The sequence below is a fragment of the Paractinoplanes deccanensis genome, from assembly GCF_016862115.1.
Classification (GTDB): Bacteria; Actinomycetota; Actinomycetes; order Mycobacteriales; family Micromonosporaceae; genus Actinoplanes; species Actinoplanes deccanensis.
Window position 1 is genome coordinate 104,492 of sequence record NZ_BOMI01000165.1, and the last position, 11,709, is coordinate 116,200.

Annotated in this window: 13 protein-coding genes and 1 pseudogene; 5 read left to right on the top strand and 9 right to left on the bottom strand. The window is 72.0% G+C overall.

Annotation, left to right across the window (positions count from 1 at the left end):
• Positions 1–13 precede the first annotated feature (13 nt).
• Positions 14–247 carry a hypothetical protein gene (locus Ade02nite_RS39925; RefSeq protein ID WP_203775336.1) on the top strand — a complete coding sequence of 78 codons (234 nt, stop codon included), beginning with the start codon at positions 14–16 and terminating at the stop codon, positions 245–247.
• A gap of 259 nt (positions 248–506) precedes the next feature.
• On the opposite strand, the gene Ade02nite_RS39930 is transcribed toward Ade02nite_RS39925, so the two are convergent.
• Together Ade02nite_RS39930 and sigJ are read right to left on the bottom strand one after the other, a co-directional pair.
• The gene (locus tag Ade02nite_RS39930) at positions 507–1,265 is read right to left on the bottom strand and encodes a dienelactone hydrolase family protein (RefSeq protein ID WP_203775338.1); all 759 of its coding nucleotides are present in this window, start codon (positions 1,263–1,265) and stop codon (positions 507–509) included.
• 746 nt (positions 1,266–2,011) lie between these two features.
• The gene (gene sigJ / locus Ade02nite_RS39935) at positions 2,012–2,875 is read right to left on the bottom strand and encodes an RNA polymerase sigma factor SigJ (RefSeq protein WP_203775340.1); all 864 of its coding nucleotides are present in this window, start codon (positions 2,873–2,875) and stop codon (positions 2,012–2,014) included.
• A gap of 34 nt (positions 2,876–2,909) precedes the next feature.
• On the opposite strand from sigJ, the pseudogene Ade02nite_RS49860 reads away from it, so the two are divergent.
• Positions 2,910–3,071: pseudogene (locus Ade02nite_RS49860) on the top strand (NAD(P)-binding protein); the annotation flags it as partial.
• Positions 3,072–4,067: 996 nt separating this feature from the next.
• Here the strand turns inward: Ade02nite_RS49860 and Ade02nite_RS39940 are convergent.
• From Ade02nite_RS39940 to Ade02nite_RS39960, 5 genes are read right to left on the bottom strand one after another with little or no spacing between them, the layout of a single operon-like run.
• Positions 4,068–4,616, bottom strand: coding sequence for an HdeD family acid-resistance protein (locus Ade02nite_RS39940; protein ID WP_239169384.1), 549 nt, complete (start codon positions 4,614–4,616; stop codon positions 4,068–4,070).
• Positions 4,613–5,065: a DUF7144 family membrane protein gene (locus tag Ade02nite_RS39945; protein ID WP_203775342.1), complete on the bottom strand. Its 453-nt coding sequence runs from the start codon at positions 5,063–5,065 to the stop codon at positions 4,613–4,615. The genes Ade02nite_RS39940 and Ade02nite_RS39945 overlap by 4 nt, the downstream gene beginning before the upstream one ends.
• Positions 5,066–5,077: 12 nt before the next feature.
• Positions 5,078–5,323 (bottom strand): DUF8691 family protein, encoded by a 246-nt coding sequence (locus Ade02nite_RS39950; protein WP_203775344.1) that lies wholly within the window; start codon positions 5,321–5,323, stop codon positions 5,078–5,080.
• Positions 5,320–6,114: a polyphosphate kinase 2 gene (gene ppk2, locus Ade02nite_RS39955; RefSeq protein ID WP_203775346.1), complete on the bottom strand. Its 795-nt coding sequence runs from the start codon at positions 6,112–6,114 to the stop codon at positions 5,320–5,322. Before ppk2 ends, Ade02nite_RS39950 begins: the two co-directional genes overlap by 4 nt.
• Positions 6,115–6,119: 5 nt before the next feature.
• On the bottom strand, positions 6,120–6,968 hold the full coding sequence (locus Ade02nite_RS39960) for a M48 family metallopeptidase (protein WP_239169385.1): 849 nt from the start codon (positions 6,966–6,968) through the stop codon (positions 6,120–6,122).
• A 111-nt stretch (positions 6,969–7,079) separates the two neighbouring features.
• Between Ade02nite_RS39960 and Ade02nite_RS39965 the strand changes: the two genes are divergently transcribed.
• Positions 7,080–8,360 carry a diacylglycerol/lipid kinase family protein gene (locus Ade02nite_RS39965; protein WP_203775348.1) on the top strand — a complete coding sequence of 427 codons (1,281 nt, stop codon included), beginning with the start codon at positions 7,080–7,082 and terminating at the stop codon, positions 8,358–8,360.
• Here Ade02nite_RS39965 and Ade02nite_RS39970 read toward each other — a convergent pair.
• A complete protein-coding gene (locus Ade02nite_RS39970) occupies positions 8,332–8,898 on the bottom strand; it encodes a hypothetical protein (protein WP_239169386.1) in 567 nt (188 codons plus the stop codon). The genes Ade02nite_RS39965 and Ade02nite_RS39970 overlap by 29 nt on opposite strands.
• Positions 8,899–8,984: 86 nt before the next feature.
• On the opposite strand from Ade02nite_RS39970, the gene Ade02nite_RS49865 reads away from it, so the two are divergent.
• Together Ade02nite_RS49865 and Ade02nite_RS49870 are read left to right on the top strand one after the other, a co-directional pair.
• The gene (locus Ade02nite_RS49865; protein ID WP_239169387.1) at positions 8,985–9,389 is read left to right on the top strand and encodes a hypothetical protein; all 405 of its coding nucleotides are present in this window, start codon (positions 8,985–8,987) and stop codon (positions 9,387–9,389) included.
• 74 nt (positions 9,390–9,463) lie between these two features.
• Entirely contained in the window at positions 9,464–10,339 is an 876-nt protein-coding gene (locus tag Ade02nite_RS49870; protein ID WP_239169388.1) for a YhjD/YihY/BrkB family envelope integrity protein, read from the top strand.
• Here Ade02nite_RS49870 and Ade02nite_RS39980 read toward each other — a convergent pair.
• The gene (locus Ade02nite_RS39980) at positions 10,272–11,684 is read right to left on the bottom strand and encodes an MFS transporter (protein WP_203775352.1); all 1,413 of its coding nucleotides are present in this window, start codon (positions 11,682–11,684) and stop codon (positions 10,272–10,274) included. The genes Ade02nite_RS49870 and Ade02nite_RS39980 overlap by 68 nt on opposite strands.
• Positions 11,685–11,709 lie beyond the last annotated feature (25 nt).

Genomic DNA, 11,709 nt, shown 5'->3' on the forward strand with positions numbered 1-11,709 from the left:
CCACGATCATGCCGTGGCAGAGGTCACCTTCGGAACATGCCCGAACTGCGCCGGCGACGACATCATCCGCATCCCCAGCGGCCCCGGCGACGGGCACGGCGCCGGCGGCATCGGCATCGGCATCGGCGCCTTCCGCGGCGTCTGGATCGCCCGGCTGATCTGCCTGCGGTGCGGCATGGTGCGCGAGTTCGTCGACAACCGGAAGGACCTCGACAAGCTCCGCGAGAGGTACGGTCGCCGGCGCTGAACCGCTCGGCAGGTGGGCGGGAGCCCGCCCACGGGGGATCGGCTGAGCAGTTGGCCGCCGCCGCTTCCTGTGCCTGGCCTCTCCGCGGTGCGGCGACATCGGGCGGCTCGCTCGCGTCGACGAGAACGCCACCCTGGCTCACTTCGTGGGCAGCGTCTCGCCCCAACCGCCGCGCCGTAGGTGTGACCGGGCTAGCGGCGGGCGTGGGCAGGGACAGTACGTAGCGGCTGACCGCGCGGCGGCGCGGGCTCCTGCGGTGTCAGGAACTGCTCGGCACGCCAGCGTTGCCCAGGTGCCTAGCGAAGAATCGGATCGAGCTGTCGATTTCGAAAGCGGGGATCCGGAAGTGGCCACCGGGGTTGGCGTGCAAGGTCTTCTCGGCGGAGCCGAGTGCGTCGAACAGCTTCATGACTGAGTCCCGCGGATTGCCTTCATCGTCCCACTGCAGCAGGTACTCGACGGGGATCGTGATCCGCGCTGCGGTGTCCAGGAGCCAGTCGCATGCCATGAGGCCGAGGACCGCAGCAGTGATCCGGGGTTCGGCCGCGACAAGGCGGATGCCCGACTCCCCGGCAGCGGACAGGCCGTAGTACCCGACGGGCTGGCTGTCGCCGACGGAGTCCAGCTTTTGCAACGCGTCCAGGGTGGTCTGCCAGTTGGGGATGAGTTCTGCCGCCACGGTTTCGTAGAGGGCGGGCAGCGCGGGTCCGAAGGGCTCGCCCGCAGCCTTTCGTTCGTCGATCAGCGCAACGAGCCGCCGGATCTCCGGATGCTCCGGCCTGTCACCAGTACCTGGCGCGTCGATCGCGGCGACCGCAAAGCCGCAAGCGGTGACGTACGGGAAGGCTCGGGAGACGACCTCCCATCCCTTCTTGTGCTGGCCGCCGCCGTGCCCGATCAAGACCAGGGGACGGGGACCGGAGCCTTCGGCGGGCGTCCAGAGCACTCCAGGGATGTCGCCGACAGTGAAGAGCTGTTCACGGATGCCGTCGGCGACGGTTCCTGCGGTGATACGCATGGAGGAATTACATCGACAATCCCCCTGACGCGGCGAGTCAATTCTCCGTCGGGCCGGCGACGGTGGCGGCCGCCGCCCGTTCCTCTCCTCGCCACGGTTCCGACTACCCACACCCCGTTTCAACTACCGCGGCTCGGCTCAACCGATGACGCCGCCATCGAGATCGACATCGCCACCTAACGCGCTCAGCTTCGCCAACGGAGATCCACAGTCACAGCTCTCTGTGACTTGCTCAACGCCCACACAAACCCGAGTAGTTGCGCGAACGTTCTGTCTCGCGCACCAAAGCGGCCAACGGCAGACAGCGGGCAGGCCGCGCGCCCACATACCCAACAGCAGAACGAACGTTCTGTCTCGCGCACCGCAGCGGCGGGCGGGCGGCGGGGGCCGCGCGACACTTCCCGGGTCGGCTCGCTCGTGGGCAAGAACGAACGTTCTGTCTCGGGTGGCGACTGGCCGGTGGTGTGGTGGCGGGCGATGATGCGGCACCGCGGGGCGACTGGGTCGTCCGTCCCGGTAGGCGACAAGGAAGGTTCCGGCTCGCCTGGAGGCGCGGGGAAAGGCAACGCAGGGCCCGACGCGGCGGCCGGAAGGCAACGCGGCGGTAACGCGCACAGCGACACGCGGGTCGAGGCCCGCGGTGGCGAGGCCGGTGTGTTGGCGCAACGAACGCGCGACTCACCGAAGGACCGATCGCCGCTAGGACACCGGTCGCGGCGCTGAGCCCCGGACCGGCGCCGTAGCGGTCACACCGACGAGACCGGCCAGGACGGCACCTTCGCAGGGTTCACCACGAGATTGAGCTCCGCGATGCGCCCGCCGGCCGTCTCGATGCCGACCACGCCCAGGACGGCGCCGTCCCGTTCGAGCACGAAGCCGTCGCCCGCGGCCAGCGACACCGGCTCGAGGCGTACCCCGGCGTAGCGGCGCGCCAGGCCGGACAGCAGGGTGAGCACCCGCTCCGGGCCGTGCACCGGCTTGCGTGCCGTGGGGACCGCACCGCCGCCGTCGGAGCGCAGGACTATCTGGGGATCGAGCAGGTGGACCAGTTCGGACAGGTCGCCGTCGGCGCTGGCCGCGACGAACGCGGCGAGGACCCGCTGCGTTTCCTCGGCCGAGACGGGTTTGCGCGGGGGTGCCTCGTCGCGGACGCGCCGGCGCGCCCGTGAGGCGAGTTGCCGGCACGCCGCCGGTGTGCGTTCGAGCACCGTTGCCAGCTGGTCGAAGCTCATGCCGAACGCGTCGTGCAGGACGAAGGCGACACGCTCCGCCGGCGACAGGGTTTCCAGGACGAGGAGCACGGCGGTGCGCATCGACTCGCGCAGCGCCACCGTGTCGCCCAGGTCGGTGTCGTCGTAGCCGATGAGCGGTTCGGGCAGCCAGGTGCCGACGTACGTCTCCCGGCGGGCTCGGGCCGAGCCGAGGACGTCCAGGCAGATGCGCGAGGTCACCGTGGTGAGCCAGGCCCGCTCGTTCACCAGGTCCGGTGGCGTCGCGCCGCGCAGCCTCAGGTACGCCTCCTGCACCGCGTCCTCGGCGTCGGACGCGTTGCCCAGCAACCGGTACGCGACGGCGAAGAGGTAGCGGCGGTGCTCCACCCAGGCCTCCATGTCACACGATTGTGCCCTACGTCGTCACCGGGTCATGCAGACAATCACTGTCGTCGGCGGCGGCTTCGCCGGGCTCGTCGCCGCGATCACCTGTGCCGAGTCCGGTGCCCGCGTCCGCCTGTTGGAGGCCCATCGCACCCTGGGCGGCCGCGCCCGCGCCACCGAGCCGCCGTACATCGCCCACGAGGGCCCGCACGTGCTTTACAGCGACGGGCCCTGGTGGGGCTGGCTCGCCGACCGTGACCTCATCGGCGCCTTCAGCGCGATCCCGCTGCGCGGGCTGGCCGGGGCCCGGTTCCGCCACGGTGGCCGGCTGCGCCGTACGCCACCGGCGGCGCTTCTGGGCGCGGTCTCGTCCCGCCGCCGTGACGCGCCGGTCGACCTCGATTTTCACGCCTGGCTTCGCGAGCGGCACGGGCCGGACGCGGCGACGATGGCGTCGAACCTCATGGGAGTCGCCACCTTCGACGCCGACCCGGGCCGCCTGTCGGCCGCGTTCGTGTGGCCACGTCTGCTGCGAGTCACCGCACCCGTTCCCGTCGTCCGGTATGTCATCGGCGGCTGGACCGGCCTGGTGGACCGGCTCGCCGCGTACGCCCGCGGCCTGGGCGTGCGGATCGAGACCGGGGCCCGGGTGAACAGCCTTCCGGCCACCCCGGTCATCGTCGCGACCTCGCTGGACGCCGCCGCCACGTTGCTCGGCACCTCGCTGCCGCGTGGGGAGAGCGGCCGGGCCGTCCTGCTCGACCTGGGCGTGCGCGCCGCGCACGGTGACGCGTTCGTCGTCGCCGATCTCGACGAGGCCGGGTGGCTGGAGCGGTACAGCCTGCCCGATCCGAGCCTGGCACCGGCCGGGGAGTCCTTGATCCAGGCGCAGATGCCGCTGCGCCCGGGTGAGCCGAAGGCCGGCGGTCTGGCCCGCTTGGAGGCGCTGGCCGACCTGGCGCTGCCCGGCTGGCGGTCCCGGGTCACCTGGCGGCGCGACGCGGTCGCGCATCGCCGCACCGGCGCGCTGGATCTGCCCGGGCGGACCTGGCGGGACCGGCCGGCGATCGATCGGGGCGGCGGCGTCTATCTCGCCGGTGACCAGGTCGCCGCGCCGGGATTGCTGAGCGAGGTCTCGTTCCACAGCGCGGTGGCCGCGGCCCGGCTCGCCCTCGGCCGGGCCCCGGCGCGCACGCCGGCGGTGCCGCTAGTGGGCCATGGCCGGCCGGGCTCGCATGCCGGCTATCGCGATGAAGATCAGGGAAAGGCCGACGAAGACCAGCACCGTGGCGCCGAAGAACAGGAACGCCTTCAGGCCGATGCCCGGCCACACCAGCAGCGCGACCGCCGCCAGCACCGCGACCAGCCCTAGGCCTATGCGCCAGCTGCCGCCCGGCTCGCCGCTGCCGACCGCCACGAAGATCTCGGCCAGGCCGTCGAGGATCCAGCCGATGGCGACCACCAGGAGCAGGACGCCCACTGACGCCACCACGTTGCGCATGCAGAGCAGGCCGAGCAGGGCCGTCAGCACGCCCAGGATGATCCCGAGCACCCGGTTGAGGACCGGGTACCCGGGGCTCATCAGCAGCGCGACCATGCGCACCACGCCCGCCACCAGCAGGTTGAGGCCGAACAGGAAGCCGACCACCTTCAGCGTCGCGGACGGCCAGGCGTACGCGACGACGCCGAGGACGACGGCCAGGATCCCCCCGGTCAGTCGCAGCCAGTCGAGCGGGCGGTTCACGGCTGCGCTCACTTGACCTCGCGGCCGTGCACCGCGAGGGCGTAGATGATCAGCACGTCCATGGCGATGACGATCGCGCACCAGATCGGGTACGCCGGCAGGAAGGCCATGTTCGCCAGGGCGCTCAGGCAGGCGATCACGATGCCGACCACGCGGGCCCACATCTGGCCGGCGAAGATACCGATGCCGGTGCCGACCGCGATCAGCCCGATGATCAGGTGGGTCCAGCCCCAGGCCGTGTAGTCGAGGGTGAGGACCAGGCCGTTCCTGGTCGTGAGGTAGTAGTCGTCGCGGAAGATGGCGACCAGGCCCTCGATGACCTGGAAGCCGCCCATCAGCATGAGCATCACGGCCGCGAAGATGACGACGCCCACCCAGGCGGTCGGCTCCGCCGTGCGCCGCTTCCCGGGCACGTACGGCTCGTCGGCCACGTAGTTGGACCTCGCCTGTGTCTCCGACATCTCGATCGTCTCCTATCGTTTGTCGTCCCGGTCGGCCGGGAGTTCCACGTCGTCGGGCGGGAGCCGGCGGACCTCGATGAGCCGCAGCCCGAGGCCGTGGATGCGCGAGATCAGCCCCACGACCGCCGACTGGTCCGGCAGCGACCCGTGCAGGACCGTCTCCGGCGGCTCCACGCTGACCGTCAGGTCCCGCAGCTCCTCCAGCAGTTCCTCCGGGATCACCCCGGAGACCCTGACCTGGTACGTCGCGTCGGTCATGACCATGTGCCTCCCTCCATGAGGGCGACCTCCTCGTCGCCCGGCACGACGATCCGCGGATCCGGCGTGAAGTCGAGGTCGGGCGCGCGTCCCTTGTAGTCGACCGCGTTGAGGATGACCTTCATGGTGTTCAGCCGTGCCTGTTGCTTGTCGTTGGATCGCACGATCACCCACGGCGCCTCGGCGGTGCCGGTACGCCGCAGCATGTCGTACTTGCGCATGGTGAAGTCGTCCCAGCGGTCCTGCGCCTGGAGGTCGATCTCGCTGAGCTTCCACTGGCGCAGCGGGTCGGTGCGGCGGCGTTCGAAGCGCCGCGCCTGCTCCTCACGCGTCACGCTGAAGTAGAGCTTGACCAGGATCGTGCCGGTGCGGACGAGGTCCTTCTCGAAGCCCGTCACACCCTCGAGGAAGTCGTTGTACTCCTTCGGCGAGCAGAACCCGAACACCTGCTCGACCATCGCGCGGTTGTACCAGCTGCGGTCGAACAGGACCATCTCACCGCCGGCCGGGAACTGGGCCACGTAGCGCTGGTAGTACCACTGCGACCGCTGCTCCTCGGTGGGCCGGCCGAGCGCGACCACCCGGTACCGCTTCTCGTTCATGAAGCGGGTGACCCGGCGGATCGCCCCGCCCTTGCCGGCGGCGTCGCGCCCCTCGAAGAGCACGATCATCCGCGCTTCCTGGTCCTCCAGGTACTGCTGGAGCTTGAGCAGCTCGACCTGCCAGGGCCGCAACGCACGCTCGGCGCTCAGTTTGCGGGCCGCTTTCTCGTACGCGTCGGCGTGATCCATGACGGTCAGCCTGTAACGGTGTGGGCGGCCCGCACGTCATCCTTCGCGGATGACCGCAGCAGACCGAGGGAGAAAAGCCTTTCGAGGCGGCGGACCGTGTACGGGTGGGACATGGGCAGCTGGGCCAGCCCGACCCAGAAACCGCGCAGCCGCCGTCCCTGGCTGACCAGTTCGCCGATGTCGACGGTGTGCTCGGTGTAGCGACCGCCGGCCAGCAGCACCAGCCCGGTCGCCCCGTCCGGGCACAGGTAGGCGCCGTGCCGGTCGCACGAATACTCCCGCAGGCGGGACAGCGTCGGGCCGAGGATCGGGATCCGCTCCGAGTAGGCGACCGAGAGCTGGTACCACAGCGAGACGTGGTGCAGTTTGATGTGCCCCACCTCGTGCCCGAGGATGAAGCGCAGCCCCTCGTGGTTGTTGTCGCGCAGGTTGACGAAGAGCTCGTTGGCGACCACCACGTAGTCGTGCCCGGTGGCCTGGGCGGCGAAGGCGTTGAGCGTGCCGTTGCCGTTGGCCAGGTAGATGCTCGGGCGGCGGGGCAGGCCGAGTTTGTGGGCGAACTCGTCGATGGTGCGGTACAGGTCCGGGTACTGCCGCGGGCTGAGCTCGACCGCGGTGCCGCGGACGGACGCGCGCTGCGTCTCGCGGATCACCACCAGCGCCGGTACGAGCAGCAGCAGCCCGAGGAAGGCGGAGCGCACGGCCGTGCCCCAGCCGCCCTCGCGGATGCGGTCGGGCAGGAACGGCAGCGTGAAGGCGGCCTGGAGGATCGCCCAGATGATGACCACGTTGAGGATCACCATGAACACGTACATGGGGATCTCGGCGGGATGCCGCAGGCGGGATTTCGGCACGACGGGGTCCCTTCTCGAGGAGGCTGATGACGACGCTCCCCCGGCGCGTTGCGCCGCACCTCATCCCGCTGGTATGAGGTGCGGCGCCCGGCACCCGCCGAGGGTGGGTGCATGACCGAACGCTGGCTGGCGCGGCTCGCCTTCGTCACGATCGCGGCCGCCGGAGTGCTCGTCCTCGCCGCGGCGGGGATCCGCGGCAGCCTCGCGCTGCTGATCACCGGCGCGGCCGGGGTCGCGATCGGCCTGGCCGCCGCGTGGTGGTTCCTCACCCACCACGGCGTGCTTCGCTGGCTGGCCGGCGCTGTCGTGGTGCTCGCGCCGCTGACCGTGGCCGTGCTGTTCGCGCGCGCGAACCTGGTGTGGGTGGTGGTCCTGTTCGGCCTGCTGTGGGCGGGCGCCGTCGCCGCCGGGCGGCGGGCGCTGACGACGGACGCGAGCGAGCCGGACGAGTACGAGTCGCCGCCTCCCCGGAAGCCGTACCTGATCATGAATCCGCGCTCCGGGGGCGGCAAGGTCGAGCGCTTCCACCTGGCCGAGCGGGCCCGCACCCTCGGTGCCGAGGTGTACGTGCTGGACGGACCGGCCGTGGACGTGGCCGACGTCGCCCGGCGGGCGGTCCGCGACGGCGCCGACCTGCTCGGCGTGGCCGGTGGCGACGGCACCCAGGCCCTGGTGGCGGGGATCGCCGCCGAGCACGGCCTGCCGTTCCTGGTGATCTCGGCGGGCACGCGCAACCATTTCGCGCTCGACCTCGGCCTGGACCGGGAGGATCCGTCGACCTGCCTGGACGCGCTCTCCGACGGCGTGGAGATGCGCATCGACCTCGGCTCGATCGGCGGCCGGACCTTCGTCAACAACGCGTCGTTCGGGGCGTACGCCGAGATCGTGCAGAGCTCCGCGTACCGCGACGACAAGATCGGCACCGCGCTGGAGATGCTGCCGGCCGTGCTGACCGAGGACCGGCCGCTGCGGCTGACCACCGAGCAGGGCACGCTCACCGGGCCGCAGGCGGTGCTGGTCAGCAACAACCCCTACGCGAGCGGTACGGGCCGGCGGTCGAGCCTGGACCGCGGGGTGCTGGGCGTGCTCGCGGTGACCGTGCGCGGCGCCGTCGACGCGGCGAACCTGATCAGCGCGGGTGGCCGGGCACGCTCGGTGGCCACCCGCGAGGTCACCGAGGCCGTGATCGACGCCGACGTCGCGGAGCTGCCGGTCGGCGTGGACGGCGAGGCGCTGGTGCTGCCCACGCCGGTGCGCTGCACGATCCGCCCGGGCGCGCTGCGCGTCCGGGTGCCCAGGCACCGGCCGGGCGTACCCCCGGCCCGGCCGGACCTGGACTGGGCGAGGCTGCGCAGGCTGGCCCTCAACGGCGGCGGGCCGTCCGCCGGCTGACCCGGCGGGCGGCTCGCCGGCGGGTGCGGCGGGCGACCCGGGTCGCCGCGCCGCCGAGGTCGTGCCACGCCCTGGCCTCCTCGGCGTTGAGCAGGCCGACCTCGAGCAGGTCGTCCGGGCCGACGAACCCGTCCGCGGCGCGGAAGCCGCCGGCCCGCACGACGGCGTCGCGCAGCGGCACGGCCCAGTGGTGCTCGATGAGGATCAGAGCCGCCGCGCTGTCTCGCGGAATCTCGCCGATCACGTCCCAGGCCCCCGCGTCGTCGAGCGAGCGACCGGCGACCATGCCCGGCTCCCCCTCGATCGCGAGCCCGACCAGGGCACCCACCCGGCTGCCGAGCTCCACGGCCTCCTCGGTGGTCAGGGTGCTCAGGTCCTCGACCTCGATCGCCCCGGCGGCGTCCTTGTAGACGGCGAGCGCGTCGATCACCCGCACCGCGCCGGAGCGCCGCAGCCGCTCCAGTTCCTCGACGATCCCGCCCCGGAGGTCCGCATGGCGGAAGCCGAGCACGAGCAGCTGGACGGGTCCGATCGTCATGTCCCGATCGTCGGGCGGGCGATCCGGCGCCGCCTCATCCCGCACGGGCGAGGACCGCGCGGCCCGGGCGGCGGATCGTTGCCCGCATGAGGCGTCTTGCGATCCTGGTCCTGCTTCTCGGCCTGCTCGCCGGCTGCGGCGACGACGCGGCCTCCGCCGCGGACACGCCGCCGGTGTGCGACAGCGCCGACGCCGTGCGCGTCACGGTCGAGCACATCCGCAACACCAACGTGTCGGAGAACGGCCTGTCCCAGCTCCGGCCGCTGTTCACCCAGCTGCGCGACGACATCGCGCAGCTCGTCACCGACGCGCAGGCCCAGTTCGGCGCGCAGGCCGACGCGCTGCGGACCGCCGCCGAGAACTTCGGCGCGGCGCTGCAGGGCGCGGAGGCCGATCCCGGAGCGGCGTCGTTCACCGCCGTACGGGCCACCGCCGGCGCGCTGCGCGGCACGGCTCAGGATCTGGCCGCCGCGCTGACGGGGACCTGCTGACCCCCGCCGGGCTGCTCCGCCGCGCCGACGACTTCCAGCGGCGGCACGCGATCCTCGGCTTCCCGCACGCCGTCGTGCGCAAGTATCTCGACGACGGCGGCGCGCGGGAGGCCGCCCTGATCACGTACTACGGCTTCCTGAGCCTGTTCCCGTTGCTGCTGCTCGGCGTGGCGGTGCTGACCCAGCTGCTGGCCCGGCGCCCGGAGCTGCGCGCCGAGCTGGTCGCGGCCATCGTCCCGCCGTCGCTGCGGGCGGACGTGGAGCGGGCCGTCGCCGAGCTGCCCACGTCCTATGCGGCGCTCGCGGTCGGCCTGGGCACGCTGCTGTTCACCGGGGCCGGGGTGGTCTTCTCCGCCTACCGAACCCTCAATCACCTGGCCGCGGTGCCGTTCCGGCACCGGCACGGCATGGCCGCCTGGCTGCTGCGCGTGCTGGCGGCCCTGCTGGTGCTGCTGGCCGGCACGGCCGCGGCGGCGGCGACCGCGGCGGTCTTCCTGGCCGGCAGCGCGGTCGTCGCGGGCGCGACCCTGATCGCCGTCGCGAAGCTGCTGCTGGCCCGTCCGGCGCCGGTGCGGGCGCTGTGGCCGGCCGCGGTGCCCGGCGGTGTGGCGATCGCGCTGGTGCTCGGCCTCGGCACGGCGCTGCTGCCCGGGATGGCCCGCCGGGCCGGGCCCGTCTACGGGGGCTTCGCCACGGTCGCCGCGGCGTTCACCCTGCTCTACCTGCTGAGCAACGTCCTGGTGTACGCCGCGGAGGCGGCCGCCGTCCGGCACGCCCGCCTGTGGCCGCGCGCCCTCGACCCGGCGCATCCCACGGCGGCCGACGAGCGGGCGTTCGAGCTGCTCGCCCGCGAGCAGGAACGCCGCCCGCAGGACCGGGTGGTCACTGGGCCGCGAGCGGCTGGCCCGGACGGCCTCGGGGCAGAGCCAGCGCAGCCGCCAGGCCGATGAGCCCGGCCACGCCGACCGCGATCATCGCGAGCGCGTACGACCGGCCGGGCGTGGCGGTGATCCCGGCCACCAGGATGGTCCCCGCGATCGCGCCGCCCAGCGACGAGCCCAGGTTGGACACGCTGCGCGACAGCCCCGAGATCTCGCCTTGCAGGTCCTCGCCGAACGCCGACTGCACCACGTTGACCGAGGGGGTGAGCATGCCGCCCAGGCCGAAGCCGATGACGAACAGGCCCGGCAGGAACGCCCACGGCCCGTCGGTGGCGCTGACCATCGGCAGCAGGATCGCGATGCCGGCGATGGTGAGGGCGAAACCGGCGCTGATCAGGGTGCGCTGGGCGCGCCGGCGGGCGAAGCGCTCGGCCAGCAGCGACGACAACAGCACGCCGACGGTGGTCGCCGTGAAGATCAGGCCGGTCTCGATCGCGTTGTAGCCGCGCACAACCTGGAGGTAGGCCGAGACCACGAAGGACGTGCCCATGAGCATCAGCCATTGGATGTTCTGCGTGATCATGCCGAGGTTGGAGACGCGGTTCTTGAAGAGGCTGGTGGAGAGCAGCACCGGCTTGCCGGCCCGCTCGCGGTGGCGGACCGAGATGAAGAACCAGGTGAGCACGAGGATGCCGGCGACGATCATGGCGGCGCAGACGGCGAGGTTGTCGTCGGCGGCCAGGATGCCGCTGACCACGAGCACCAGGCCGACCGAGGACGAGATCGTCCCCCGCACGTCGAAGGGCATCGCCGGCTCGGGCGGCAGCGGGTCGGTGACCCAGCGGCGGCACAGCACGGCGATCAGGATGACGATCGCCGCCTGGAAGAGGAACGCGACCCGCCAGCTGAAGGCGGAGGTGATGAAACCGCCGATCAGCGGGCCGGTGGCCGCGCCGACGCCACCCATCGCGCTGATCGCCCCGAACGCCTTGGCGCGCGAGGCCAGGTCGGTGAAGAGCAGCGTGGTGAGGATGTAGACCGGCGGGATGAGCAGCGCGGTGCCGACGCCCTCCAGGATCGAGTTGCCGAGCACGAGCACCCAGATGCCGGGCGCGGCCGCGCTCAGCAGGGCGCCCACGGCGTAGACGAGCAGGCCGACGGTGAGGCAGCGTTTGCGCCCGTACCGATCGGTCAGCTTGCCGCCCGGGATCATCAGCGCCGCCATCACCAGCAGGAAGACGGTGATGGTCACCTGGACGCCGGACACCGTGGTGTTCAGGTCCTCGCTGATGTCGTTGATCATCACGTTCATGTTGGAGCCCGCGTAGCTGCAGATGAACTGCGCCAACGCGAACGGGATGAGTGCACGCCGCAGCTCGGGAGAGAAGCGGCCCGTCCTGGTTCGTTCGGCCATCCCTCGAGCGTTCCGCGTCGCGGCG

What these genes read in the sequence shown, in the direction of transcription:
- Ade02nite_RS39930 (WP_203775338.1), bottom strand. Translation starts at nt 1,265, where the DNA reads ATGCGTATCACCGCAGGAACCGTCGCCGACGGCATCCGTGAACAGCTC.
- sigJ (WP_203775340.1), bottom strand. Translation starts at nt 2,875, where the DNA reads ATGGAGGCCTGGGTGGAGCACCGCCGCTACCTCTTCGCCGTCGCGTAC.
- Ade02nite_RS39945 (WP_203775342.1), bottom strand. Translation starts at nt 5,065, where the DNA reads ATGTCGGAGACACAGGCGAGGTCCAACTACGTGGCCGACGAGCCGTAC.
- Ade02nite_RS39950 (WP_203775344.1), bottom strand. Translation starts at nt 5,323, where the DNA reads ATGACCGACGCGACGTACCAGGTCAGGGTCTCCGGGGTGATCCCGGAG.
- ppk2 (WP_203775346.1), bottom strand. Translation starts at nt 6,114, where the DNA reads ATGGATCACGCCGACGCGTACGAGAAAGCGGCCCGCAAACTGAGCGCC.
- Ade02nite_RS39965 (WP_203775348.1), top strand. Translation starts at nt 7,080, where the DNA reads ATGACCGAACGCTGGCTGGCGCGGCTCGCCTTCGTCACGATCGCGGCC.
- Ade02nite_RS39970 (WP_239169386.1), bottom strand. Translation starts at nt 8,898, where the DNA reads ATGACGATCGGACCCGTCCAGCTGCTCGTGCTCGGCTTCCGCCATGCG.
- Ade02nite_RS49865 (WP_239169387.1), top strand. Translation starts at nt 8,985, where the DNA reads ATGAGGCGTCTTGCGATCCTGGTCCTGCTTCTCGGCCTGCTCGCCGGC.
- Ade02nite_RS39980 (WP_203775352.1), bottom strand. Translation starts at nt 11,684, where the DNA reads ATGGCCGAACGAACCAGGACGGGCCGCTTCTCTCCCGAGCTGCGGCGT.